This window comes from Azospirillum lipoferum, assembly GCF_024170005.1.
GTDB lineage: Bacteria > Pseudomonadota > Alphaproteobacteria > Azospirillales > Azospirillaceae > Azospirillum > Azospirillum lipoferum.
Window position 1 is genome coordinate 15,043 of sequence record NZ_JALJXJ010000015.1, and the last position, 23,426, is coordinate 38,468.

Here is a 23,426-nt window from a genome sequence, read left to right on the forward strand (position 1 = left end):
GCTGGACAGGCTGGCGGTTTCAGAGCATAGGGAAGCCACAGTCATTTTGGTGTCACGTTATAACGTAACATGTCAACACCGTACCCAAGCCGGGATACCTCCGCCCTCTTCGCCGGCCCGCTCGCCTGGACCGAGGATCTGACCGTCCGTTTCGGTCGCCGCACCGTGCTGGACCGCGTCAACATCGCCGTCCAGCCGGGGGAGGTGGTGACGCTGATCGGCCCGAACGGCGCCGGCAAGACGACGCTGGTCCGCGCCGTGCTGGGGCTGATGGCGCCGGACGGCGGGCGGGTGCTGCGGCGCCCGAACCTGCGCGTCGGCTACATGCCGCAGAAGTTGTCGGTGGACCAGACCTTGCCGCTGACCGTGCGGCGGTTCCTGGCGCTGTGGCGGCCGGTGACCGCCGATCAGGTGGCGGCGGCGCTGGAGGAGGCCGGGGTGACGCGGCTGGCCGACTCGGCGGTGCAGACGATTTCCGGCGGCGAGATGCAGCGGGTGTTGCTGGCCCGCGCCCTGCTGGGCGACCCCGACCTGCTGGTGCTGGACGAGCCTGACCAGGCGGTGGACGTGCATGGGCAGGCGGAGCTGTTCAACCGCATCGCCCAGGTCCGGCAGCGGCGCGGCTGCGGCGTGCTGCTGGTCAGCCACGACCTGCACACGGTGATGGCACGCACCGACCGGGTGATCTGCTTGAACGGCCATGTCTGCTGTTCCGGCCGGCCGGAGGACGTCAGCCGGCATCCGGAATATCATGCCCTGTTCGGCGGCCATGCCCGCGACCTCGCCGTCTATGTCCATCACCACGACCATGCCCATGCCGAGGACGGCAAGGTCGTGCACGACCATGACGGGGACTGCTGCCATGGATGAGTTCGTGATCCGCGCCCTGCTGGCCGGCGGCGGCATCGCCCTGCTGGCCGGGCCGCTGGGATCCTTCGTGGTGTGGCGGCGCATGGCCTATTTCGGCGATACGCTGTCCCATTCGGCCCTGCTGGGGGTGACGCTGGGCTTCCTGCTGGGCGTCAACCCGATGATCGGCGTGATGGTGGTCTGCGTGTCGCTGGCGCTGGCGCTGGTGGCGCTGCAACGGCGGCGCCATCTCGCGGCCGACACGCTGCTGGGCATCCTGTCGCACGGGTCGCTGTCGCTGGGACTGGTGGCGCTGGCCTTTCTGGAGACCTTGCGCGTCGATCTGATGGCGTATCTGTTCGGCGATATCCTGTCGGTGACCGACGGCGACCTGATGGCGATCTATGGCGGCGGCGCGGTGGCGATGGCGGGATTGGCGCTGCTGTGGCGCCGGCTGCTGGCGGTGACGGTGGACGAGGATCTGGCGCGGGTGGAGGGCATGCCGGTCGACGCCCTGCGGCTGGCCTTCATGCTGCTGATCGCGCTGGTGATCGCCATCGCCATGAAGATCGTCGGCATCCTGCTGATCACCTCGCTGCTGATCATCCCGGCTGCAGCCGCCCGCCGTTTCGCCCGCACGCCGGAAGGGATGGCGGCGCTGGCCTCGGTGCTGGGCGTTGTGGCGGTCGCTGCTGGGCTGCTGGCTTCGCTGAACTGGGATCTGCCGGGGGGCCCGAGCGTGGTGGTGGCCGCCGCCGCGCTGTTCCTGCTGGGATCGCTGGTGCCGCTGCGGCGATGATCAAAAGCACGGCGCGCGACAGCGTTGCCTGCAATCAGAAAAAGAACACGCTTGTGTGTGTTTCCCGTTTGCGGGCGTGACAGCCTGCGCCATAGTCCGCCGGCGGACGCGATGGCGGAAGGGCCGCCATCGCCGCCGCACTGACGGAGGGCAGGAGGATGGAGAAGATCCTCACTCTCCTGATCCTGGTGCTGGAGATCGTCAAGCGGTTGCTTGACCTTCTGATGCACTAAGATCGGGCGGGCGGGCCGGGGAGTACCAGTCCTCGGCCTGCCTACCCCCGATATTGGTGCGGCACCCCATCGCTGTCAACGGGCAGCCCGAAAACACTCATTCGTCGATGTTGCGGGCCAGGACCTCGCGCTTGCCGGAGTGGTTGGGCTTGCTGACCACCCCTTCGGTCTCCATCCGCTCGATCAGGCGGGCGGCGGAGTTGTAGCCGATGCGCAGCTGGCGCTGGATGAAGCTGGTCGAGGCCTTGCGCTCGCGGCAGACCACCGCCACCGCCTTGTCGTAGAGGTCGTCGCCCGACCCGCCGCCGGCGCCGGGCAGGGCGCCGTCGTCGAAGGACTCCTCGCCCTCCTCATCCTCCAGGATGGCGTCGACATAGTTGGGCTCGCCCTGCGCCTTGAGGAATTTGACGATCTGCTCGACCTCATGGTCGGAGACGAAGGGACCGTGGACGCGGGTGATGCGGCCACCACCAGCCATGTAGAGCATGTCGCCCTGGCCGAGCAGCTGCTCGGCGCCCTGTTCACCCAGGATGGTTCGGCTGTCGATCTTGCTGGTGACCTGGAAGCTGATGCGGGTCGGGAAGTTGGCCTTGATGGTGCCGGTGATGACATCGACCGACGGGCGCTGCGTCGCCATGATCAGGTGGATGCCGGCGGCGCGTGCCATCTGGGCAAGGCGCTGGATCGCCGCCTCGATGTCCTTGCCGGCGACCAGCATCAGGTCGGCCATCTCGTCGACGATGACCACGATGTAGGGCAGTTCGGTCAGGTCGAGCGGCTGCTCCTCGAACAGCGGTTTGCCGGTGTCGGGGTCGAAGCCGGTCTGGACACGGCGGGTCAGCGACTCGCCGCCCTCGCGCGCCTCGCGCAGGCGGGCGTTGTAGCCCTCGATGTTGCGGACGCCCAGCTTGGACATGTTGCGGTAGCGGTCCTCCATCTCCCGCACCGTCCATTTCAGCGCGACCACGGCCTTCTTCGGGTCGGTGACGACGGGTGTCAGCAGGTGGGGGATGCCCTCATAGACCGACAGTTCCAGCATCTTGGGGTCGATCATGATGAAGCGGCAGCGCTCCGGCGGCAGCCGGTAGAGCAGCGACAGGATCATCGTGTTGATCGCCACCGACTTGCCCGAGCCGGTGGTGCCGGCGACCAGCAGATGGGGGAAGCGGGCGAGGTCGGCGACCACCGGCTGCCCGCCGATGTCCTTGCCGAGCGCCAGCGCCAGCTTGCCGCCATGCTTGTCGAAGCCTTCCGCCGCCATCAGCTCGCGCAGCAGAACGGTCTCGCGTTTGGCGTTGGGCAGCTCGACGCCGATGACGTTGCGGCCGGGAACCACGGCGACGCGGACCGACACCGCGCTCATCGAGCGGGCGATGTCGTCGGCAAGGCCGATGACGCGGGAGGACTTCGTGCCGGGAGCCGGCTCCAGTTCGTACAGGGTGACGACCGGGCCGGGATGGACCTTCTGGATCTCGCCGCGCACACCGAAGTCGCCCAGCACGCCTTCCAGCTGGCCGGCGTTGCGCTGGAGTGCCGTCTCGTCCAGCTGTTCGCCGCGGATGCCGGTGGGCGGCATCTGCAGCAGGTCGAGCGGCGGCAGCTCGTAGCCCTGCGGCCCCTCCTCCTCGCCCAGCGGCAGGCGGCTCTGGCGCGGGTCGTTCTTCGCCGCCTCGCGCTCCGACGTCGCCGATTTGGGCGGAGTGACGATGGGGACGGCGCGGACCGGCTTGTCGGCTGTACTCAGGGGGGAAGGCGGGGCGGCAGCCGGACCGGCGGACAGGGGAACCGGACCGGCGTCGAGACCGGCCGGGGGCAGCGGGGTCACCTGAACGGCCTCGTCGAAGCGCGGGCGGTTGCGTTTCGGCGCATCGCCGCCGCGTAGCGAATCGTCCACCGCGACCGAGGCGGCCTGGGCCGCGTTGCGGCCGTGGCGGCGCAGGACATCGACGCCGTTGCCGAAGCCACGGCGGACCATGCGGACGCCATTGACCATGCCGCGGCCGAGCGCGCGGAAGCTGGCGATCCACTCGCCGATGGACAGGCCGGCGGCCAGGAACAGCACCAGACCGCCGCCCACCGCGGCGGCGGTCGCCACCATCGGCTCGGCCCCGAACAGGTTGCCGACTCCACGAAGCAGCACCTGACCGACGCTGCCGCCGGGAAGCGGGGCGAGCGGATCGGTGGAGGCGTCGGTCAGGCCGGCCAGCGCCATCGCCACCAGAAACACGCCCCACAGGGCCAGAACGGTGCGGAACAGCGGGTTGCCGAGCTTGCGCTGGGCACCCAGCCGCCAGCCCCAGAACATCGGCACCAGCGCGATGACGAAGGCGGCCCAGCCCAGCGACTGGATCAGCAGGTCGGCGGCATAGGCGCCCGGGGTGCCGAACAGGTTGCGCGCGCTTCCCGCCGTGGCGGGGATCGAGTTCAGCGAGGCGTCATGCGGGTCGTAGCTGCCCAGCAGCACCATCAGCAGCAGGCCGAACAGGCCGAGCACGAAGCCCATCGCCTCGCGCGCGCGGGCGACGACGAAGGCGCGCATGGCCGGGGAGAAGAAGGGCGGCTTATCCTGCCGGCCGCGGCCGGGACGGATGCGGTCCTTTCCCGGTTCCTTCGCCGCGTCTCTGGGCACTCCGTCTCTGGGCACCCCCTTGCGCGGGCTGGGGGCGGGGCGTCCCAGGCTGGGCCGGGGGCGCGCGGAGGAGGGGCCGGCGGGTCGGGCCATGGGACGGGAACCTCGTGCTGTAGAAACCAAAAATACAGGGGGCTGATCGGAACCGGTCAGCCGAGAATGCGGACGATGGACGCGCAGGCCTGGGCGACGGTGTCGGTGTCCTGAACCAGGGCAACGCGGATGAAGGCGTCACCGGGGTTCGGCTCGCCGGGATTGCTGCGCGACAGATAGGCGCCGGGCAGGACGCGGACCGCCCCCTCCGCCCACAGCCGCTTCGCCGCCTCCTCGCCGTTGCCGACCTCCAGCCACAGGAAGAAGCCGCCGGCCGGCCGGTAATAGCCGTAGCGGCCGCCCAGCTCCGCCTCCGCCGCCGCGAATTTTGCGCGGTAGGCGGCGCGGTTCTCCTCCACATGCGCCTCGTCGCGCCACAGCGCGGTGCTGGCGGCCAGGATCGGCAGCGGCATGCCGGCGCAGCCGTAGCTGCGCAGGCGGGAGAAGCGCCCGATCAGTGCCGGGTCGCCGGCGACGAAGCCGGAGCGCAGGCCGGCGGCGCTCGACCGCTTGGACAGGGAATGGAAGACCAGCAGGTTGGCCCAGGGCTTGCCGTCCTCGTGGGGCAAGCTGGCGGCAACCTGCAATGCGCCGACCGGCGGGGCGTCCAGCCAGATCTCGGCATAGCATTCGTCGACCGCCAGCACGAAGCCGTACTGCCGCGCCAGACCGATGGCCTTGGCGAGATAGGCCGGCGTCGCCGCGGCACCCTGCGGGTTGGCGGGGGTGCAGAGATAGAAGAGGGCGGTGCGTTCCAGCAGTTCCGGCGTCAGGGCGTCGAGGTCGGGCAGGAAGCCGGTCTCGCGCGTCGCCGACAGGAACACCGGCTCCGCCCCCGCCATCACCGCCGCCCCCTCATAGGGGGCGTAGAAGGGGTTGGGCATCAGCACCGCCGGCTGGCGCCCGGCCTTCTGCGTCGGCACCGCCAGCAGGGCCAGCATGAACAGCGCTTCGCGCGTGCCGGACAGCGGCAGGACGGAGCTGTCGGCGTGCAGCAGCCCGGCCGGCAGACCGTAACGGCGGGTCAGCCAGTCGCCGGCCGCGGCGCGGAACTCCGGCGTGCCGCCGACCGGCGGGTACTTGTTCCAGCCCGACGCGCTGGCGCGCAGCGTCTCCTCGATGATGGTGGGCGGGGTGTGCTGCGGCTCGCCCACCGTCAGCAGGATGGGGGCGACGTTGGCGCGCGGCGTGATCGGCGCCAGCAGATTGGCGAGCCGGGTGAAGGGATAGTCGGTCAGCAGGTCGAGCCGGTCGTTGCCGATCGCCTCGGTGAAGACGGCACCGCTGTTGACGCTGAAATCCGCAAGAACCATGGCGACCGCAACCCTTTTCGCACCCCGGATGCCGCGCCCCGGCCCGGGGAGGCGGCCACGTCTCGTGAGGGACCGATCCTATCGGCGGGGCACGGGGGGCACAAGCGCCCAGAACCTTTGGGCGCGGCGGGTGGCCGAACGGTCACAGGAGACAGAAGATCGTGTACTTGCGAGTCGCTCCTCATTTCATCCGGGCGATATTGACGCCCGTTTTTTATCCGGGTAAAATTTGCTCATCACAATTGGAGTTCCGACCATGTCCGTTACCGCCGAAACTCTCTGCACCGCGTTCCGGGGCGAGCGCCGCCTTGCCGCCGGGGACGCGCTGAGCGTCGCACGGGCAGTGCGGGCAGCACTGGATGCGGAGCCGGACGGACCGCCGGTGCTGGTGTTCGACGATGCCACCGGCAAGGTGGTCGACCTCGACCTGCGGGGAAACGATGCCGAGCTTGCGTGGCGTCTTTCTCCCCCGCCGCGGGGGCCGGGGCGGCCGAAGCTGGGGGTGGTGGCGCGGGAGGTGACGCTGCTGCCGCGCCATTGGGAATGGCTGAACGCCCAGCCGGGCGGGGCGTCGGTGGCGCTGCGCAAGCTGGTGGACGAGGCGCGCAAGGGAAGCGAGACGAAGGACCGCGTGCGCCGGGCGCAGGAGGCCGCCTATCGCGTCATGCTGGAACTGGCCGGCGACCGGCCGGGCTATGAGGAGGCTGTGCGGGCGCTCTATGCGGCAGATCAGGCGCGGTTCGATGCGCTGACGGCAGACTGGCCGGCCGACCTACGCGATTATGCCCGTGCGCTGGCTGCCGATGCCTTCACCAACTCAGGCGAGGGCGGCTGAGAACAAGCGAGCAGGCGCGCGAAGGGCGCGCCCGCCGGGTCCGTTCCTGCCGGAAGGAGCGGACCCCGTCGGCCGGCAGCCTTACAGCGCCTCGGCGTTGGTCTCGCCGGTGCGGATGCGCACGGCCTGGGCGATCTCCAGCACGAAGATCTTGCCGTCGCCGATGCGGCCGGTGTTGGCGGCCTTCTGGATCGCTTCCACCACCTGCTCGTACTGGTCGTCGGACACGGCGACCTCGACCTTCACCTTGGGCAGGAAGCTCACGGAATATTCGGCGCCGCGGTAGATTTCCGTCTGGCCCTTCTGGCGGCCGAAGCCCTTGACCTCGCTGACGGTCAGGCCCTGGATCCCGAGCGACGTCAGCGCCTCGCGCACTTCGTCGAGCTTGAACGGCTTGATGATGGCCATAACCAGTTTCATGTGGCTTCCCCTTAAAGCGTTGTTCCGGCCGCGTGCAAGGCTTTGGCCGCCCGGTTGCGGTTCAAGTCCGGCCTGACACCGTACCGTCCTCCCGCCGATGGCCCAAGCCTGTTCGCGTCGACCGCAAAAATCAACGACTACAAGAATCGTGCCGGTTGAAATGTGCTGGACCGATGGGAATATGCCTGCTGATTGGGCGCCCAAAAGGGCGGCATTTGCCCTAAAATCGTGCAGCGACAATCTGTCCGGCTGTCAGCATGCGCCGGGCGGGGACTGGACACTGGACAGGACGCCGCAGTGCGACAATTGTTTGACCGCGCCGGCGGCGCCGGCAAGGGTCAAGCCCGACCGGTCCCCGCGGCGCATGGACGAAAGCGAGAAGGCAGCGAGCATCATGGCCGTACCGGGCACCGAATCGGGCAACGCGACCGTCCCCCCGCAGGGCGGCGACATCACCACGGAGGTCGTGGTGCTGGGCGGCGGTCTGGCCGGTCTGACCATGGCGGCGGCGCTGGCCAGCGCCGGCGTGCCGGTGGTCTGCATCGACCAGGACAGCCCCGAACGCATGGGCGACCGGGAGTTCGACATCCGCACCACCGCGATCTCCTACGCTTCCAAGATGGTGCTGGAGGCGGCGGGCGTGTGGCACCACATGGCCGATCAGGCCGGCCCGATGCTGGACATCCGCATCGCCGATCAGTTCTCGCCCCTGTTCATCCATTACGACCACACCGAACTGGCGATGGAGGGCAAGCACCAGCCCTTCGGCTGGATCCTGGACAACAAGGACATCCGTCACGCCCTGTTCACCCGCGCGGCCGAGTTGCCGGGTCTGGTCCATCTGGCGCCGGCCAAGGCGGTGACGGTGGAGCGCAAGCGGTCCGGCGTTTCGGTGCGGCTGGCCGACGGGCGCACCGTGCGCGGCCGGCTGCTGGTCGGCGCCGACGGGCGGCGGTCGATGGCGCGGGAAAGCGCCGGGATCAAGGTGCGGCGCTGGTCCTACGACCAGAGCGCCATCATCTGCACCATCCGCCACACCGAACCGAACAAGGGCGTCGCGGTCGAGCATTTCCTGCCCAACGGCCCCTTCGCCGTCCTGCCGATGACGGACAACCGCTGCTCCATCGTGTGGAGCGAAAAGTCCTCGCTGGTCGACACCTATCTGAAGCTGCCCGACGACCAGTTCATCGACGAGCTGCAACGGCGCTCCGGCGGCTATCTCGGCGAGATCACGCTGCTGACCAAGCGCGAGGCCTGGCCGCTGTCGGTCCTGCTGGCCGACCGCTTCATCGCCGACCGGCTGGCCCTGGTGGGCGAGGCGGCGCACGCCATCCATCCGATCGCCGGGCAGGGGCTCAACCTCGGCATGCGCGACGTCGCCGCACTGGCGGAGGTGGTGGTCGACGCCTATCGCCTGGGGCTGGATGTCGGCGGGCCGGAGGTGCTGGCGCGCTTCCAGCGCTGGCGCCGCTTCGACACCGTGCTGCTGGCGGCGGTGTGCGACGGGCTGGTCCATCTGTTCTCCAACAACATCCCGCCGGTGAAGCTGGCCCGCGACCTGGGCATGGCGGTGATCAACCGGCTGCCGCCGGTCAAGCGCTTCTTCATGAAGCATGCCATGGGCGTGGTCGGCGACCTGCCGCGGATGATCAAGGGGCAGCCGCTTTAAACCCGGCCTTTTTTAAGCAGCAGCCACTTTGATCCGGCACCGGTAATCCTTGGCAGCGGGAGGCGGACGCCTTATGTCCGCCATACCGCCCGGTTAAGGGATTCGGGCTCCGAACGACCAAGGATGAAGACCGTGCTTCGCCGCCTTTCCGCCGCCCTGCTGTTTGCCGCTCTCCTGGCCCCGCTGCCGGCGGCCTTCGCCCCGTCCGCTGTCGCTGCACCGGCCAGCCCCGTCTCGCTGTCGGCGCAGGACCAGGCGGTCGTCGCCAAGGTGGAGGAGTATCTGAACGGGATCACCACCCTGCAATCGAAGTTCCTGCAGGTGGCGCCGAACGGGCGGCAGGCCACCGGCACCTTCTATCTATGGCGGCCCGGCCGGATGCGGCTGGAATATGATCGGCCGCTGAAGGACTTCATCGTCGCCGACGGCAGCTTCGTCTTCTATTGGGACGGCGAGATGCGCCAGCAGTCGAGCGCGCCGATCGGCTCGACGCTGGCCGACTTCATCCTGCGCAAGAACATCCGGCTGTCGGGCGACGTCACCGTCACCGACGTGTTCCAGGCCCCCGGCGTGATCGAGGTCAGCCTGCTGGAGACCAAGGATCCCGGCAAGGGCACCCTGACCCTGGTGTTCGAGGACCGTCCCTTCCAGTTGCGCAAGTGGCGGGTGCTGGACGCCCAGGGCCTGACCACCGAGGTGGCCCTGCTGAACCCGCGCACCGATGTCACCTTCGACCGCGAGATGTTCTATTTCAAGGAGCCCGCGCGCGGATCGGACTTCGGCCGGAACAACTGAGCGGCCGGCCGCAAGCGGGCAACAAACCCCTTCGCCTCCTGTTGTCATTCGATGGCGCATATGACGGCAGCGGGAGGCTTTCCATGTCCTACGATCAGGCGGATCGGTCCAGGCTTGACCCAGGGCTCAACCCGGAACTCGGGCCGGCGGGCCGTCTGCGCAGCATGAACATGGTGCTGGCGCGCAACTGGTGGGCGCTCGCCCTGCGCGGGGCGGCGGCGATCCTGCTGGGGGTGCTGGCCCTGCTGATGCCGGGGGTGACGGTGGCGACGCTGGCGCTGACCTTCTCGGCCTATCTGCTGCTGGACGGCGTCTTCGCCATCCTGGCCGGCATCCGCGCCTCCCGCCACCATGAACGCTCGCTGCCCTTCATCCTGGAGGGCGTCGTCAGCCTGATCGCCGGCATCGTCGCCGCGTTGTGGCCGGCCGCCAGCCTGTTCGCCCTGGTGTTCCTGATCGCCGCCTGGTCGGTCATCACCGGCTTCGCCGAGGTGATGGGAGCCTGGCGCATGGACCGCACCCACGGCAAATGGGCCTGGGGTGTCGCCGGCGTGATGTCGATCCTGTTCGGACTCAGCATGTGGGTGCTGCCGGCGCTGGGTCTGCTGGCGCTCGCCTGGGGGGTGGCGGCCTATCTGATCGCCTTCGGGGTGCTGGCGCTGGTGACCGCCTTCCGGCTGCGGCACTGCCACCGGGAAAACAACGCCTCGGGCGGCGGTTCCGGCGGGGGGATGGCGGCGGCGGTTTGAAGGGGCCGGTGGGGAGGAACTTTACTGAGAGAACCTCCCCCTGTGTTCGCCGATCAGTCGCGGTCGGGCGCACCGAGCGGAAAGTAGGACCGGTAAGGGCGCCCTTCGTCGACGGCGCGCGCGATCGAAGGCCGTGCCAGCAGGCGCGAGCGATAGTCCCGCAGCCGCGGGAAACCGGGGCCGATCCGGTGAACCCAATCGGCATAAAAGAGAGACGGAGCCGCGGCGCAGTCGGCCATGGTGAAGCTTTCGCCTGCCGCCCAGCGTCTGCCTGACAGCCTCTCCTCCAGCCACGCATAGGCCGTATCGAGATCCCGGCGGGCTTTTTCCTTCACCTCGTCCAGCCGCGTCGCGTCCGGTCGCAGCGACTCGAACACCGGCGCCTGCATCGCCGTCATGACGTAGTTGTCGAAGAACCGATCCATCAGCCGGACCTCCAGGGCGGCGTCACCATCGTCGGGAAGCCATCGGATCGGCCCGGCATGGTGGAGATCCAGATGTTCGATGATGATGCTGGATTCCACGACCGTGCGGCCGTTGTCGACCAGCACCGGAAAGCGTCCGAGTGGCCAGAGCGTCGCCCGCTCCGCCGCCGCGCCGGGTTCTTCCAGATTCCGGTAGGTGAAGGGAATGTCGTTCTCCCAGAGCGCGATCAGCACCTTCTGGGAATAGGATGAGAAGGGATGTGCATAGAGCGTCAGCGACATCGGGGCACCTCCAACTGCTTGCAATCTGCAAGCAGTTGAAAGCTACCGCGACTGATCCTACTTTGCAAGCGGAAGGAGACCGGTCTTGCAGGACGCACATCGATCGGGGTGTCCGATCAACCTGACGCTGGAGGTCCTGGGCGACCGCTGGAGCCTGATCGTCATCCGCGACATCATTTTCGGCGACCGGCGCCGCTATCGCGAACTCCTTACCCGCTCGGAAGAGGGCATCGCGTCCAATGTCCTGGCGGACCGGCTCAAACGGCTGCTCGCGGCGGGCCTGCTGACCAAGGCTGACGACCCGCGTCACCGGCAGAGCGTGATCTACAGCCTGACCGAGCCGGCGATCCAACTTGTTCCGTTGCTGGCCCAGATGGGCGCGTGGGGGCGACGGCATACGCCTGCGTCCAGAGAGTTGTCGATCCGCGCACAGCTTCTTGAAGAGGGCGGCCCTCCCCTGTGGGCAGAGTTGATGGACGAACTGCGTGTGCGTCATCTGAATGCCGAGGCATGCGGTCCGTCGGTTTCGGAGTCCGTCTTGCAGCGCCTGAACGCTGCGTATGAAGCCATCCGGCAGGCGCCGAACTGACGGGCCTATCTGCTTGGGAGCGGGGAGCATCCGCTTGCCGCTCTCCTGCGCGATCGTAAGCCGATCGTATAATTTCTCATACGGACTATTTCTGTCAGCCTGAAATCCGGCACGATGTTTGCTGCGTTGCGGCAAAACGGCTGCGAGGGGCTGGGTCATGACGCCGCACCGACCGACTCTTGGGCAAACTGCCGGCCAGCTTGGCGGGGGCCGCACAGGATCTGTGCAACACAACATCCTGGCCGCCGCGGCCTGCGGGGTGTCGGACTTCATCGCCGCGCAGGGCGGCTGCCCCGATCAGGTGTTCCACCGCGTCGGCGTCGAGGAGCGCGCGCTCGGCCAGCCGACGGTGGCGCTCGACCTCCGCGCCTATGTGGCGATGATGGAGGTGGCGGCGGCGGAGACCGGCAACGACAATTTCGGCCTGATGTTCGGCCGCCAGTTCCAGCCGGAGATGCTGGGGCTGATCGGCTCCATCGCGCTGGCGGCACCGACGCTGGGATCGGCGCTGGACCATCTGGCCCGGCTGTTCCCCTTCCACCAGCAGGCGACCGAAACCCGCTTCGTCCGCGAGGGCGAGCTGCTGCGGCTGGAATACCGCATCCTCGACGGCTGCATCGTCGAGCGGCGGCAGGATGCCGAACTGACCATGGGCATGTTCGCCAATGTGGTGCGCGCCTGCCTCGGCCCGCACTGGATGCCGGAGGAGGTGCATTTCGAGCATCCCAAGCCGGAGGGCTGGCGCCAGCACGAGGCGCTGTTCGACGCGCCCGCCCATTTCGGCCAGCGCACCAACGCCATCCTGCTGCGCGACCGCAATCTCGACCGCCGCATGCCCGGCGGCGACATGGCGCGGCTGACCGGGCTGTGCGGCACGCTGATCGACATCGCCCGCGGCACCGGCACGCCGCCGCTGCTCGACCGCGTGAAGGCGGAGGTGCGGGCGCGGCTGCCGGAAGGCCCGCCCTATGTCGAGGACATCGCCGACCGCCTGGGCATCGCCCGCTGGACCCTGCAACGCCGGCTGGCCGACGAGGGGCTGAGCTTCTCCGATCTGGTGGAGGGAGTGCGGCGCGATCTGGCGGCGGTCTATATCCGCCAGCGCCATGTCCCGGTCGCCGATATCGGCGCGCTGCTGGGCTATTCGGAGGTCAGCGCCTTCAGCCGCGCCTTCCGCCGCTGGTTCGGCGTGTCGCCGGCGAAGATACGCGACGGGAAGGGCTGAAACTTCGGCGCTCCCGTCATAAGATCGCTGCCGGGACATTTCCGGGGCAGGGCGGGCATGGCGCGCGCATCAAGGAATCTTCACCGTTTCTGGCGGGACCCAGCACTTCCGCATCTGGAGGCGCGGAGCATCGAGGATGGGCAGGAGGTCCGCTATGGCTGGCACAGCCACCCGACCTTCTCCATCGGGCTGGTCACCGGCGGCGTCAGCGATTTCCGCATCGGCGCCGACCGTCACCGGATCACCGCCGGCACCATCGTGCTGATGAACCCGTACGAGGCGCATGTCTGCAACCCGCTGGAAGGCCGGCCCTGGTCCTACCGCATGCTGTATGCCGATGCCGGTTGGCTGGCGGCGCTGGAGGGAGAGGCGGCGTTCCGGCCCTTCGCTCCGCATCTGAGCCGCGATCCGGATCTGGTCGGCCGCTTGGGCCGGCTGTTCGGGCTGCTGTTCGATTCGGTCCCCGACAGTGCCGTGAAGCAGGAGGCGGTCCGGTCCTTCTTCACCGGGTTGCGGCAGGCGCTGGGCGGGAGGCCGTCCGCCGTGGGGGAAGGCGGCGAGCATGTGGCGTTGGACCGGGCCGCCCACTACATCTCCGCCCACTGCACGCAGCCGCTGCGGCTGGCCGAGATCGCCGCGGTGTCGGGGCTGTCGCCGTCCTATCTGGTGCGGTCCTTCAAGGCGCGCTATGGGCTGACGCCGCACGCCTACCAGATCAACCGCCGTATTCAGTTCGGCCGGCGGGAGCTGCAACGCGGCCGGCCGATCGTGGAGGTCGCGCTGGATGCGGGCTTTGCCGATCAGGCCCATTTCCAACGCGCCTTCAAACGGCATGTCGCCGCCACTCCCGGCCAGTACATGCGCCGGGAATGACGGCGGTCATGAAAGCGGGGGCGGCGATCAGGCGGCAAGGCCGATATGGACGGCGCTCGCCGCGAGCAGGGAGGCCATGGCTCGGTTGAACAGGCGCATCCGCCGTCCATCCGCCAGCAAATGGCGCAGCCGGGCTCCGGCATAGGCCCAGCAGCCGATGGACAGATAACAGATGACGAAATACAGCCCGGCGAAGATCCAGAGCCGGGCCGGATCGTCCCCGGCATAGGCACCGACGCCGGCCAGCGCCGCGACCCAGGCCTTGGGGTTCAGCCACTGCATGGCGGCCCCTTGCAGGACGGACGGCGCCGGGGGCGGCTCGCCGGCCGTGACCTCTCCGTCGCTTCTCCATAGTTTCCAGCCCATCCACAGCAGGAAGGCCATGCCCGCCCAGCGGGTGAGCGCGGCGGCGGCGGGCCAGCCGTGCAGCAGCTCCGCCAGCCCCAGCCCGGCCAGAACCAGCAGCAGGACGAAGCCCAAGGTGGCGCCAGCGACATGGCGCAAGGTGGCGCGCAGGCCGTGCGCCACCCCGCTGGATAGCGCCACCACATTGACCGGGCCGGGGGAGATCGACGCGGCCAGCGCGAAGCCGGCCATCGACAGGTAAAGCATCGTCATCGTTGCCGCCCTATTTCAGCAGCGGCAGCGAGCCGGTCAGCGAGCGCACCAGCGCCGCCGGGCCGTGGAGGCAGAGGCCGAGATAACGCAGCTCCTCCTGCCGGGTGGCGGCGAGGCGACGGCGATAATCGTCATAGCTCTTGGCGCGCTGGGCGACGTCGGTCATGCCGATTACGCCCAGTCCCTCGGCCTCGCGCTCCGCCGCGTTCCGGCGCAGGGTGCGCAAGGCCTCGGCGTCCGACACCAGGATTGGCATCACGATGGTGGTGATGCCGGAATGGCCGACGCCGTCGGCATCCTCCAGGTCGCAGCCCACCAGATCGGGCCGCAGTTTCCCCAGCGTCATCGACAGGGCGGCGGCGGTGTTGGCGATCAGCCCCGGTGGCAGGGCGCGGTCGATGATGAAGGCACAGCGTGTCACGTCCGGCATTCCCTTTGTTGGACGAAGGTCAGGCCGGGGGACTGTCGTGGATCGGGCGGGGGCCGGTATTGAAGGAAATCACCCACCGCCCGGCAGTGTCGCCGTCGCTCAGATGCCGACCTCGACCGCGGCGTTGACGACGTAGATCTGCTCGTTGCGGTCGTTCTTGTCGGCCAGGAAGATGCCGCTCGGCGCCAGCATGCCGCCGCCGGTGACGTGGATGCTGACTGCGCCATAGGGGAAGACGGCCTTCACCGCCTCCTGGTCCAGCCGGTCGGCATCGGCCGGCACGGCGAGGTGGACGCGCACCTGCATCCTGCTGGTGTCGCCGTCCACCAGGGCGCGCATGCCGGGCATGGAGTTGCGCTCTATGGCGTTGCGCACGGCGCGGACGGCGGCCTTGGTCACGTCCTGGCCATGCAGATCCACCCCCATGCCGAGTTCCACGAACATCACCTGCTTCATCGCGTCGGGCTTTCCCTTTGGGTGTCGGTCGACGGGATGATGGCGCGGCGGGGTGGAGACGGCCAGGGGGTGGTATGGGGAATTCCGGGGGGCGGAAGGCCCCCCCTTCTCCTCACTCCATTGGCAAGCCGACGTAATTCTCCGCCAGCGCCGTCATGGCGGCGCGGGAGTGGACCAGATAGTCCAGCTCGGCCAGATGCACCCGCTGCTCGAAGGGCGATTCCTTCTCGTTCCGGTGCAGCATGGTGGTCATGTACCAGGAGAAGCGCTCCGCCTTCCAGATGCGGCGCAGGCAGGTGGCGCTGTAACCCTCCAGCCCCTCGGTCGTGCCGGATTTGTAGTAGGCGGCCATGGCGCGCGACAGCACCAGCACGTCGGCGACCGCAAGGTTCAGGCCCTTGGCGCCGGTGGGCGGCACGATGTGGGCGGCGTCGCCGGCGATGAACAGGCGGCCATGCTGCATCGGATCGCAGACGAAGCTGCGCATGGCGATGATGCCCTTCTGGAAGATCGGCCCTTCCTTCAGGGTCCAGCCGCTTTCGTCCTCCAGCCGGCGGTGCAGTTCGGACCAGATGCGGTCGTCGGACCAGTTGGCGATGTCGTCCTTGGGATCGACCTGGATGTAGAGCCGCTGCACCTCCGGCGAGCGGGTGCTGAGCAGGGCGAAACCGCGTTCGTGGTTGGCGTAGATCAGTTCGGGGTGCGACGGCGGCGCCTCGGTCAGGATGCCGAGCCAGCCGAAGGGATAGACGATCTGGTATTCGGTGCGCGCGGCGGCGGGGATCGCCTGCCGGCTCGGCCCGTGGAAACCGTCGCAGCCGGCGATGAAGTCGCAGCGCAGCTCATCCACCGGTCCGTCCGGACCGCGGCGGAACTGCACGCGCGGCGCCTTGCCGTCGAGGTCGGCGAACTGCACGTCGGACACGCCGAACAGGATGGTCCCGCCATCCTCCAGCCGGGCGGAGACGAGGTCGCGGATCACCTCGTGCTGGGCATAGACGGTGACGCGCTTGCCGCCGGTCAGCTCCGCCATGTCGATGTGGTGGCTTTGGCGGTCGAAGCGCAGGGTGATGCCGGAATGGAAATGGCCCTCGCGCATCATGCGGTCGCCGAGGCCCATCCCGTTCATCAGGTCGACCACCCACTGCTCCAGCACGCCGGCGCGGATGGTGCCTTCGATCTCCTCGCGGCTGCGGCTTTCGAGAATGACCGACTCGATGCCCTGGCGGTGCAGCAGATGGGACAGGAACAGGCCGGCCGGGCCGGCGCCGATGATCGCGACCTGGGTACGGGTCGACTTGGTGGGGTGCATGTCTCTCGCCCTTTCGGCAAAGCTGTGGCGCCGCTCCCGACGGATTGCTTTGTGCGCCAAATGTTATTGGACATGCTAATTCATCGGGCGGAGGGCCGGACATAGACGAACCGGAAAAAGGCTTGTACTTTTCAACGCAAGTCAGCCGGAGTCCGTGCGATGTCCGCCCATCTCGCCCACAGTACCGAACCCATTCCCCGCTATTGGCTGTATGGCGAACCGCCGGCGGTGCCGGAACTGCGCTTCGTCCATATCGAGACGATCCCGGAACGGATGCGCTTGTACAATTGGGAGGTCCGCCCCCACCGCCACGACGGGCTGAGCCATGCGTTGCTGGTCACGGAGGGCGGCGGGCGGCTGACCGCCGACGGAGGGGAGGTGACGTTCCGCGCCCCGGCGCTGATCACCGTGCCGGCGCAGGTGGTGCATGGCTTCCGATTCGATCCCGGCACCGACGGGCATGTGCTGACCGTGTCGGAGGGCTTCCTGGCCGGCGTGCAGGCCGCCGCGCCGGACGCGGAGCTGCGCGAGGCGCCGGCCCTGCCGATGGCCTGGGACCTGGAGGCGGGATCGGACGAGGCGGCGATGCTGGACCGCTGTTTCGCCGAGATCAGGCGGGAATTCCGCGCCCACCATGCCGGCCGGGCCAGCGCGATATCGGCCCAGGTGATGCTGCTGCTGGTCGCGGCGCTGCGGCTGGCGGCCGACCGGCGGCGGGACGGCGCGGCGCGGGACGGGCAGGGGGTGTCGCCCGACGTCCGGCTGCTCGCCCGGCTGCGGCCGATGATCGACGAGCGCTTCAGCCATCATTGGCCGGTGGAGCGCTATGCCGCGGCGCTGGGCGTCACGCCCAACCGGCTGAACGCCGCCTGCCGCCGGGTCACCGGCCTGTCGACGCTGCAACTGGTCCATGCCCGGCTGATGCTGGAGGCCCGGCGCTCGCTGATCTACACCAGCCACGGCATGGCGGAGATCGGCTATGCCCTGGGCTTCGAGGATCCGGCCTATTTCTCCCGCTTCTTCACCAAGCGCGAGGGGCGGTCGCCGCAGGCCTTCCGCCGGGCGCATGCCGGGGGCGTGGAGGGTGATGGCCTAACGGGAGGCAGCCTTGACGGGAACGGTCTTGACCGGACCGGGGGCGTCTCACCACAGTAACGGCCTTGCATCCCGCAATTGGGAATGCGGAGCGGTTCGGTGTGCGGGAAAGGGTGGTGGCAATGGACAGCCTGGACGTCACGATGCGCGAGCCGGCCGAAACGGTCGAACAGTCGCTGTGGCGCCGCCTGCGCGCCGATGCCGTCCGGGTGGCGGAGGAGGAAAGCGGCCTCGCCCCCTTCCTCTATGACGCGGTGCTGGCGCGCGACGGCTTCGGCCCGGCGCTGGCGGCCTTGCTCGTGCGCAAGCTGGCCGACCGTGCGATGCCGGAGGACCGGCTGGCCGCCGTGGTGCGCGACGCCATGGAGGCCGACCCGGCGATCGTCGATGCCGCCGCCGCCGACCTTGCCGCCATCCTGGCCCGCGACCCGGCGGCCGACGGCTGCCTGACGCCTTTCCTCTATTTCAAGGGCTATCACGCCCTGCAATGGCACCGGGTCGCCCATTGGCTGTGGCGCGGCGGTCGTCACGATCTCGCCCATTTCCTGCAAAGCCGGGTGTCGGAGGCCTTCGCCGTCGACATCCACCCGGCGGTGCCGGTCGGGCGCGGCGTGTTCATCGACCATGGCACCGGCGTGGTGATCGGCGAGACGGCGGTGATCGGCAACGACGTGTCGATCCTGCAGAACGTTACGCTGGGCGGCACCGGCAAGGAGCATGGCGACCGTCACCCCAAGGTGCGCGACGGCGTCCTGCTGTCGGCCGGCGCCAAGGTGCTGGGCAACATCACCATCGGCGCCCACGCCAAGGTCGGCGCCGGCAGCGTCGTCCTGAAGGATGTCCCCGGCTGCGCCACCGTGGCCGGCGTGCCGGCCAAGGTCGTCGGCTGGTGCCGCGACGAGCCGGCGCCGGCCCTGACCATGGACCAGAGCCTGCAACAGGGTGACTACAGCATCTGAGAGGTCTCTTCTGCGCCCTGTCCCTCCGCTGTCACCGGAAATCCGTCTGCGCAATGACTACATGGAAGATGGACGAGATCGGGGCGTGAGGGCCGTGAGGGTGTTGCTGGCATTTCTGTTGACGCTGGTCCTGCTGCTGGCCGGGCCGGTGTTCCTGCTCGCCTCCGGCGCGGTGCCGACGGCGGTCGACTGGAGCCGCATCGATCGCAGCCCGGTGGGCCTCGCCCCCGATGCGGCAACGACGCCGGAGGCGGTGGTCCAGGTCTATGCCGCCCGCGTGCTGTCCTGGCGCGGTGCCTTCGGCGTGCATCCCTGGTTCGCCGTGAAGCCGGTCGGCGCCCGCAACTATACGGTCTATGAGGTGATCGGCTGGCGCGCCTATCGCGGCCTGTCGGTGGTCTCCGTCAGCAACCGCGACCCCGACGGGCGCTGGTTCGGCGCCCAGCCAACCCTGCTGGCGGATCTGCGCGGCCCCGCCGCCGAAACCGCAATCCCCAAGATCGCCAAGGCCGCCGGCAGCTATCCCTATGCCGGTGAGTACCGCGTCTGGCCCGGCCCCAACAGCAACACCTTCGCCGCCTGGGTCGCCCGCGCCGCGCCGGAGCTGCGGCTGGACCTGCCCTCGACGGCGCTGGGCAAGGATTACCTGGGCCGCGGCCTGTTCGCGCGGGCGCCAAGCGGCACCGGCTGGCAGATCAGCCTGTTCGGCGTCGCCGGCCTGCTGCTGGCACTGGAGGAGGGGCTGGAGGTCAATCTGCTGGGGCTGACGGTGGGCATCGACCCGCTGGGCCTTGCGGTGAAACTGCCGGGGATCGGCAGAATAGGATGGCCGGAATCCGGCGCCGGTTGAGGGGACGGAGAGAATTCAAGGGGAGCATCACGGACGGCGCTTTCGGCAGTATGGCGAGGCTGTTCGAGGCCAACGATGCCGGGGAGGGAGCGCGGTGCCTGCTGCCGAAGGCTCGACCTTGAGACGGCGGCACAGGGGGGCCGCTCGCGGGGTGATTTCAGGATAAGCCTTGACGTGGGTGATCGGCGAGTGTACATATATTCCTATCAACGCCCAATCTACGTCTTCACCGTATTGTAATAGGAAATCAGACACAAGCTGCCCGCCCGGTATCCACCGTGGCGGGTTTTGTCGTTTCGGGGATCACCCTTATGGATCATCTGCCCCTGCCGATCCCCGATGTCGGGGAAACGCTCACCCGCATCTCCATCCTGTCCCCGGTCGCGCAGGTCGCAGCCGTCATCACGCTGGGCTGCATCGCAGTCGTCTGGATCTGGACGCGCCGACCGCAGCCCGGTCCCGGCAACGAGACGTTCCAGCTCATCATCACCTCGATGACCGAGCAGGCGAAGGCCACGAACGCCTTGGCCGAGCAGGTCGAGAAGGTCGTCGAGCAGAACGCGACCATCATAGCCCGCCTGCCGGTCGCGGTGGGCGGGTGATGCGCAGGCTCTGCGACATCACGGCCGCATTGCGGGCGGCAGGACTCGTTGCACCCGGTGCCGGGCGGTTCCCGATCATCCGGAAAGCGGGGCTGTGGGCCGGCATCGGATCGCGGCTTCATGCAGGAGGATGAGCATGGCCAGTATCGACGCCTTCGACACGCTTCACAGTTTCATCGGTACGGCATGGCCGGATGCGGCCCCGATGTCCTGCCCGCTGGCGTGGGACAACGAGGCCTTCACGCCGCCGGCGCCATTCGACGCCCAGGATCGTCCGCAGTGCTGGGGCCGGGTGCTGGTGGACGCCAGCCTGTGGGACCAGGACTCGATCGGTGCCGGCGATCCGGCGGAGGAGCTGTGGGAGGAGGTGGGCACCCTGGCGCTGACCGTTTTCAGTCCTGCCGGTGCTGGCTCCCGGCCGAACCGGGACCTGCTGACCGCGTTTGCCGGCATGGTTCGCGGACAGCGTCTGGGCGGCCTGGAGTTCCGTGGCTGCCGTTTCGACCCCGCCCGCGCCAAGGACGAGTCCGGCGCCTGGTGGGGCATGACCATCATCATCGACTGGAAAAGAGGAGCCTAGCCCCATGGGCAAGCACATCGTCACCAAGTCCTTCGCCACCGCCACCCGCCGCTTCCCGGTCGGCCGGGACGTCACCGAGCGCGACATCGATGGCGCGCTGACGCTCGCCGACTGGGTGCGTCTCGGCCATGTCGCCCTCGTCGAGGAGGCCGTCGAGGAGGCCGCCGAAGACGCTGCCGGGACCGTCGCGGCTGGCTGACCCCTCTCCCCGTTCCTGCGATCCCCCCGTTCCTGCGATCCCCCAATCCTGTGATCCATGGCCGCCCTTCGAGGCGGCTTTTCTTTTGGCCGGAAGGAAGCCTCAATGACCAGTTCCAATCGTGTCCGCCTGACGGGTGTCGCCGAGTCCACCTACGGCGTCACCCCGACCAACCCGCGCATGCAGAAGCAGCGCGTCACCTCGATCGGCCTGACCAACAAGGCCGACTATGTCGACAGCGACGACATCCGCGACGACCGCATGTCCTCCGACCCGATCATGGTGGGCCAGAGCAACGGCGGCCAGATCGGTATCGAATGGCACTATCCGGCCGACAACTGCCTGCTGTCGCGGGAAATGGAATCGGCCTTCGGCAATGTCTGGATCAATACGCCGAGCCGAGACAATGATGGCGCCGCCGGCAGCGTGATCCAGTCCGTGACGGCCTCCACCCAGGTGGTCGCGGTCGCCACCGGTGCCGCCTTCGTCGCCGGGCATCTGGTCTGTTTCAGCGGCTTCGCCACGGCCAACAAGGGCAAGCTGGCCAAGGTCACCGCCGGCAGCGCGACCGCCCCGGCCTTCGTCGGCGGCGGCCTGGTGGACGAGGCCTCCCCGCCCGCCACCGCTCGGATGAAGGTGGTCGGGTGCGAGGGTGCCGCCGGTGATATCCAGGCGGTCGCCGACGGGCTGACCACCCAGGCGGGCGGGCTCGACTTCTCCACGCTGGGGCTGATGGTCGGCCAGTGGGTCAAGGTCGGCGACACCGGGGCGGCCTACCGCTTCGCGACCGAGGGCGTCAACGGCTGGGGCCGCATCGTCGCGATCTCCGCCCGCAAGCTGACGCTGGACAACCTGCCGTCCGGCTGGAGCGCCGACACCGGCACCGGCAAGACGATCCGGATCTTCTTCGGCGATGTGCTGAAGAACGGCGTGCAGAAGCTCGGCCTCTCCCTGGAGCGGGGCTTCATGGGGCAGGCGACGCCCACCTACATCGCCCAGACCGGCATGCGGGTGAACACGCTGGAGTTCGGCGGCCAGGCCAAGCAGAAGGCCACCGGCTCGATCGCGTTCATGGGCCTGAAGGGCACCACCGCGCTGGTGTCCCTGGACGACACGCCCGATCCGGCGCCGGACGGCGCGCTCTTCCCGGTGATGGCGTTCAGCGTCAATTGCGGCCGGATCGGCGAGGGCGGTTCGGCGCTCAAGAAGCCCAACTGGTCGAAGAGCGTCAAGTTCACCATCAACAACAACCTGCGCGCCATCGACGCCGCCGCCGACGGCGACGACGCCGCGCCGGCCGCCGTCGATGTCGCCGACGGTTCCTTCGACGTGTCCGTCGAGCTGGACACCTACTTCGGCAATGCGGATCTGCTGGCCAAGGTGATGGCCGGCACGCCCACCAGCCTCAACACGCGGCTGCAGAAGGGTGTCCAGGCGATGGTCTGGGAAGCGCCCCGCCTGACCCCGAAGGAAGGCGACCCCAACGTCAGCGGCAAGAACCAGGACGTGATGCTGCCGGTGAAGCTGACCGCGTCGGCGGACAGCCTGACCAACGCGCAGCTGATCGTGAACCGGCTCGAATTCTTCCGCTGATCCGAGACCCCGCGACCAACGGGAAAGAGGCTGCCCCCGACCGGGGGCGGCAGGACGGCACGCGTGGGCCGCGGGCGGGCGTTTGGTCGGCGCCCGCCCATCCATCGCGCATTTCCGACCAATCGACCGACAGGATTTTCGCCATGAAGGATCTGCTGAACACCTCCGCCGCTCTCGACGATCTGCTGATGGACGAGGATGTGCTGACCAACGGCCGCTGGATCCGCCCCGATCCCGACCGTGACCTGCGCATCCTGACCAAGCCGCTGGGCGACGACTACACCGACATGCAGGCCCGCCTGCAGCGCAAGGCGGCCCAGGGCTTCGGCGGCGACACCTCGCGCCTGCCGGCGGCGCAGAAGCGCCAGATCAACGCCAAGTGCCTGATCAAGCATGCCCTGGTGAATGTCGAGAACTGCGTCATCGGCGGCCAGGAGCTGGATTTCGACGCCTTCTGCGCGCTGATCCAGGAGCCGAGGGGCCAGAAGCTGCTCGGCCTCGCCTTCATCGCCGCCAACATGGCGACCGATGCCGATGCCGACGAGCTGAAGGAAGCGGAGGGAAACTGACCGCCGCGCTGCGCGATCACCTCCATGCCAAGGCGGCCAACAACGGTTTGTTGGCCGACCTTGCGGAGGAGGAACCCGACGCGGCGGGCATGGTCGCCGACCTTCTGGAGGAGGACGGCGAAGCGGTCCAGCCCCTGCCCTGGACCAGATGGGCCTGGCGGGCCTGGCACGCCCTTGCCGACGACCGCCAGTGGCGGGCCGGCGGCATGGGGCCGGCCATGCCCTGCAACATCCCGTGGACGGTCATGCGCGCCTACGCCGCCGACCACGGGCTCCACCTCCCCACCCTGTTCCGCCTCCTGCGTGCCATGGACGCCGTCCATGCCGAGTGGTGGACGGACAAGGTGAAGGCCGAACAGGCCAAGACGGACACCGAGGACTGACC

26 protein-coding genes are annotated in these 23,426 nt (G+C 68.7%); 18 read left to right on the forward strand and 8 right to left on the reverse strand.

Features of this window, described 5'->3' with window-relative positions:
* Positions 1–69: 69 nt before the first annotated feature.
* Together znuC and znuB are read left to right on the forward strand one after the other, a co-directional pair.
* The gene (gene znuC, locus J2848_RS27830; RefSeq protein WP_211103278.1) at positions 70–870 is read left to right on the forward strand and encodes a zinc ABC transporter ATP-binding protein ZnuC; all 801 of its coding nucleotides are present in this window, start codon (positions 70–72) and stop codon (positions 868–870) included.
* Positions 863–1,648 carry a zinc ABC transporter permease subunit ZnuB gene (gene znuB / locus J2848_RS27835; RefSeq protein WP_149234031.1) on the forward strand — a complete coding sequence of 262 codons (786 nt, stop codon included), beginning with the start codon at positions 863–865 and terminating at the stop codon, positions 1,646–1,648. The genes znuC and znuB overlap by 8 nt, the downstream gene beginning before the upstream one ends.
* 330 nt (positions 1,649–1,978) lie before the next feature.
* Here znuB and J2848_RS27840 read toward each other — a convergent pair whose 3' ends face one another.
* Together J2848_RS27840 and J2848_RS27845 are read right to left on the reverse strand one after the other, a co-directional pair.
* A complete protein-coding gene (locus tag J2848_RS27840) occupies positions 1,979–4,420 on the reverse strand; it encodes a DNA translocase FtsK (protein ID WP_149234056.1) in 2,442 nt (813 codons plus the stop codon).
* Positions 4,421–4,659: 239 nt separating this feature from the next.
* Positions 4,660–5,916 (reverse strand): aminotransferase class I/II-fold pyridoxal phosphate-dependent enzyme, encoded by a 1,257-nt coding sequence (locus J2848_RS27845; protein ID WP_149234030.1) that lies wholly within the window; start codon positions 5,914–5,916, stop codon positions 4,660–4,662.
* A 256-nt stretch (positions 5,917–6,172) separates the two neighbouring features.
* Here J2848_RS27845 and J2848_RS27850 point away from each other — a divergent pair, with 256 nt between their 5' ends.
* On the forward strand, positions 6,173–6,751 hold the full coding sequence (locus tag J2848_RS27850) for a DUF2239 family protein (RefSeq protein WP_149234029.1): 579 nt from the start codon (positions 6,173–6,175) through the stop codon (positions 6,749–6,751).
* A gap of 81 nt (positions 6,752–6,832) precedes the next feature.
* On the opposite strand, the gene glnK is transcribed toward J2848_RS27850, so the two are convergent.
* Positions 6,833–7,171, reverse strand: a complete 339-nt coding sequence (glnK, locus tag J2848_RS27855; RefSeq protein ID WP_012977707.1) for a P-II family nitrogen regulator — start codon at positions 7,169–7,171, stop codon at positions 6,833–6,835.
* A gap of 394 nt (positions 7,172–7,565) precedes the next feature.
* On the opposite strand from glnK, the gene J2848_RS27860 reads away from it, so the two are divergent.
* From J2848_RS27860 to J2848_RS27870, 3 genes are all read left to right on the forward strand, one after another.
* A complete protein-coding gene (locus tag J2848_RS27860; protein WP_149234028.1) occupies positions 7,566–8,840 on the forward strand; it encodes a UbiH/UbiF/VisC/COQ6 family ubiquinone biosynthesis hydroxylase in 1,275 nt (424 codons plus the stop codon).
* 123 nt (positions 8,841–8,963) lie between these two features.
* Positions 8,964–9,635, forward strand: coding sequence for a LolA family protein (locus J2848_RS27865; protein WP_149234027.1), 672 nt, complete (start codon positions 8,964–8,966; stop codon positions 9,633–9,635).
* Between the two features lie 83 nt (positions 9,636–9,718).
* Positions 9,719–10,384 (forward strand): HdeD family acid-resistance protein, encoded by a 666-nt coding sequence (locus J2848_RS27870; protein WP_246194204.1) that lies wholly within the window; start codon positions 9,719–9,721, stop codon positions 10,382–10,384.
* 53 nt (positions 10,385–10,437) lie between these two features.
* Here J2848_RS27870 and J2848_RS27875 read toward each other — a convergent pair whose 3' ends face one another.
* Positions 10,438–11,091, reverse strand: coding sequence for a glutathione S-transferase family protein (locus tag J2848_RS27875; RefSeq protein ID WP_149234026.1), 654 nt, complete (start codon positions 11,089–11,091; stop codon positions 10,438–10,440).
* A gap of 85 nt (positions 11,092–11,176) precedes the next feature.
* On the opposite strand from J2848_RS27875, the gene J2848_RS27880 reads away from it, so the two are divergent.
* The 3 genes from J2848_RS27880 to J2848_RS27890 all read left to right on the forward strand — a co-directional run bounded on the left by J2848_RS27880 (position 11,177) and on the right by J2848_RS27890 (position 13,778).
* Complete coding sequence (locus tag J2848_RS27880; RefSeq protein WP_149234025.1) at positions 11,177–11,680, forward strand: winged helix-turn-helix transcriptional regulator; 504 nt, start codon at positions 11,177–11,179, stop codon at positions 11,678–11,680.
* A gap of 223 nt (positions 11,681–11,903) precedes the next feature.
* On the forward strand, positions 11,904–12,905 hold the full coding sequence (gene qhpR / locus J2848_RS27885) for an AraC-like transcriptional regulator QhpR (RefSeq protein ID WP_149234024.1): 1,002 nt from the start codon (positions 11,904–11,906) through the stop codon (positions 12,903–12,905).
* A 57-nt stretch (positions 12,906–12,962) separates the two neighbouring features.
* Positions 12,963–13,778: a helix-turn-helix transcriptional regulator gene (locus tag J2848_RS27890; RefSeq protein WP_149234023.1), complete on the forward strand. Its 816-nt coding sequence runs from the start codon at positions 12,963–12,965 to the stop codon at positions 13,776–13,778.
* A gap of 27 nt (positions 13,779–13,805) precedes the next feature.
* Here the strand turns inward: J2848_RS27890 and J2848_RS27895 are convergent, their stop codons facing one another.
* The 4 genes from J2848_RS27895 to pobA form a co-directional block, all read right to left on the reverse strand.
* Positions 13,806–14,396, reverse strand: coding sequence for a LysE family translocator (locus J2848_RS27895; protein ID WP_149234022.1), 591 nt, complete (start codon positions 14,394–14,396; stop codon positions 13,806–13,808).
* A gap of 10 nt (positions 14,397–14,406) precedes the next feature.
* Positions 14,407–14,817: a DUF2000 domain-containing protein gene (locus J2848_RS27900; protein ID WP_149234021.1), complete on the reverse strand. Its 411-nt coding sequence runs from the start codon at positions 14,815–14,817 to the stop codon at positions 14,407–14,409.
* A gap of 108 nt (positions 14,818–14,925) precedes the next feature.
* Positions 14,926–15,282: a Lin0512 family protein gene (locus J2848_RS27905; RefSeq protein WP_149234020.1), complete on the reverse strand. Its 357-nt coding sequence runs from the start codon at positions 15,280–15,282 to the stop codon at positions 14,926–14,928.
* 112 nt (positions 15,283–15,394) lie between these two features.
* The gene (gene pobA / locus J2848_RS27910; RefSeq protein ID WP_149234019.1) at positions 15,395–16,594 is read right to left on the reverse strand and encodes a 4-hydroxybenzoate 3-monooxygenase; all 1,200 of its coding nucleotides are present in this window, start codon (positions 16,592–16,594) and stop codon (positions 15,395–15,397) included.
* A 159-nt stretch (positions 16,595–16,753) separates the two neighbouring features.
* Here pobA and J2848_RS27915 point away from each other — a divergent pair, with 159 nt between their 5' ends.
* From J2848_RS27915 to J2848_RS27955, 9 genes are all read left to right on the forward strand, one after another.
* A complete protein-coding gene (locus J2848_RS27915) occupies positions 16,754–17,749 on the forward strand; it encodes a helix-turn-helix domain-containing protein (RefSeq protein ID WP_149234018.1) in 996 nt (331 codons plus the stop codon).
* A gap of 62 nt (positions 17,750–17,811) precedes the next feature.
* Positions 17,812–18,648, forward strand: coding sequence for a serine O-acetyltransferase (gene cysE, locus J2848_RS27920; RefSeq protein WP_170307198.1), 837 nt, complete (start codon positions 17,812–17,814; stop codon positions 18,646–18,648).
* Positions 18,649–18,733: 85 nt separating this feature from the next.
* The gene (locus J2848_RS27925; RefSeq protein ID WP_246194203.1) at positions 18,734–19,498 is read left to right on the forward strand and encodes a DUF3750 domain-containing protein; all 765 of its coding nucleotides are present in this window, start codon (positions 18,734–18,736) and stop codon (positions 19,496–19,498) included.
* 311 nt (positions 19,499–19,809) lie between these two features.
* Positions 19,810–20,100 carry a hypothetical protein gene (locus tag J2848_RS27930; protein ID WP_149234016.1) on the forward strand — a complete coding sequence of 97 codons (291 nt, stop codon included), beginning with the start codon at positions 19,810–19,812 and terminating at the stop codon, positions 20,098–20,100.
* Between the two features lie 136 nt (positions 20,101–20,236).
* Positions 20,237–20,680 (forward strand): hypothetical protein, encoded by a 444-nt coding sequence (locus J2848_RS27935; protein ID WP_149234015.1) that lies wholly within the window; start codon positions 20,237–20,239, stop codon positions 20,678–20,680.
* Positions 20,681–20,684: 4 nt separating this feature from the next.
* Complete coding sequence (locus tag J2848_RS27940; protein ID WP_149234014.1) at positions 20,685–20,879, forward strand: hypothetical protein; 195 nt, start codon at positions 20,685–20,687, stop codon at positions 20,877–20,879.
* A gap of 105 nt (positions 20,880–20,984) precedes the next feature.
* Entirely contained in the window at positions 20,985–22,472 is a 1,488-nt protein-coding gene (locus tag J2848_RS27945) for a phage tail tube protein (RefSeq protein WP_149234013.1), read from the forward strand.
* 143 nt (positions 22,473–22,615) lie between these two features.
* A complete protein-coding gene (locus tag J2848_RS27950; protein ID WP_149234012.1) occupies positions 22,616–23,041 on the forward strand; it encodes a hypothetical protein in 426 nt (141 codons plus the stop codon).
* A gap of 50 nt (positions 23,042–23,091) precedes the next feature.
* On the forward strand, positions 23,092–23,424 hold the full coding sequence (locus J2848_RS27955) for a hypothetical protein (RefSeq protein WP_246194202.1): 333 nt from the start codon (positions 23,092–23,094) through the stop codon (positions 23,422–23,424).
* Positions 23,425–23,426: the final 2 nt, after the last annotated feature.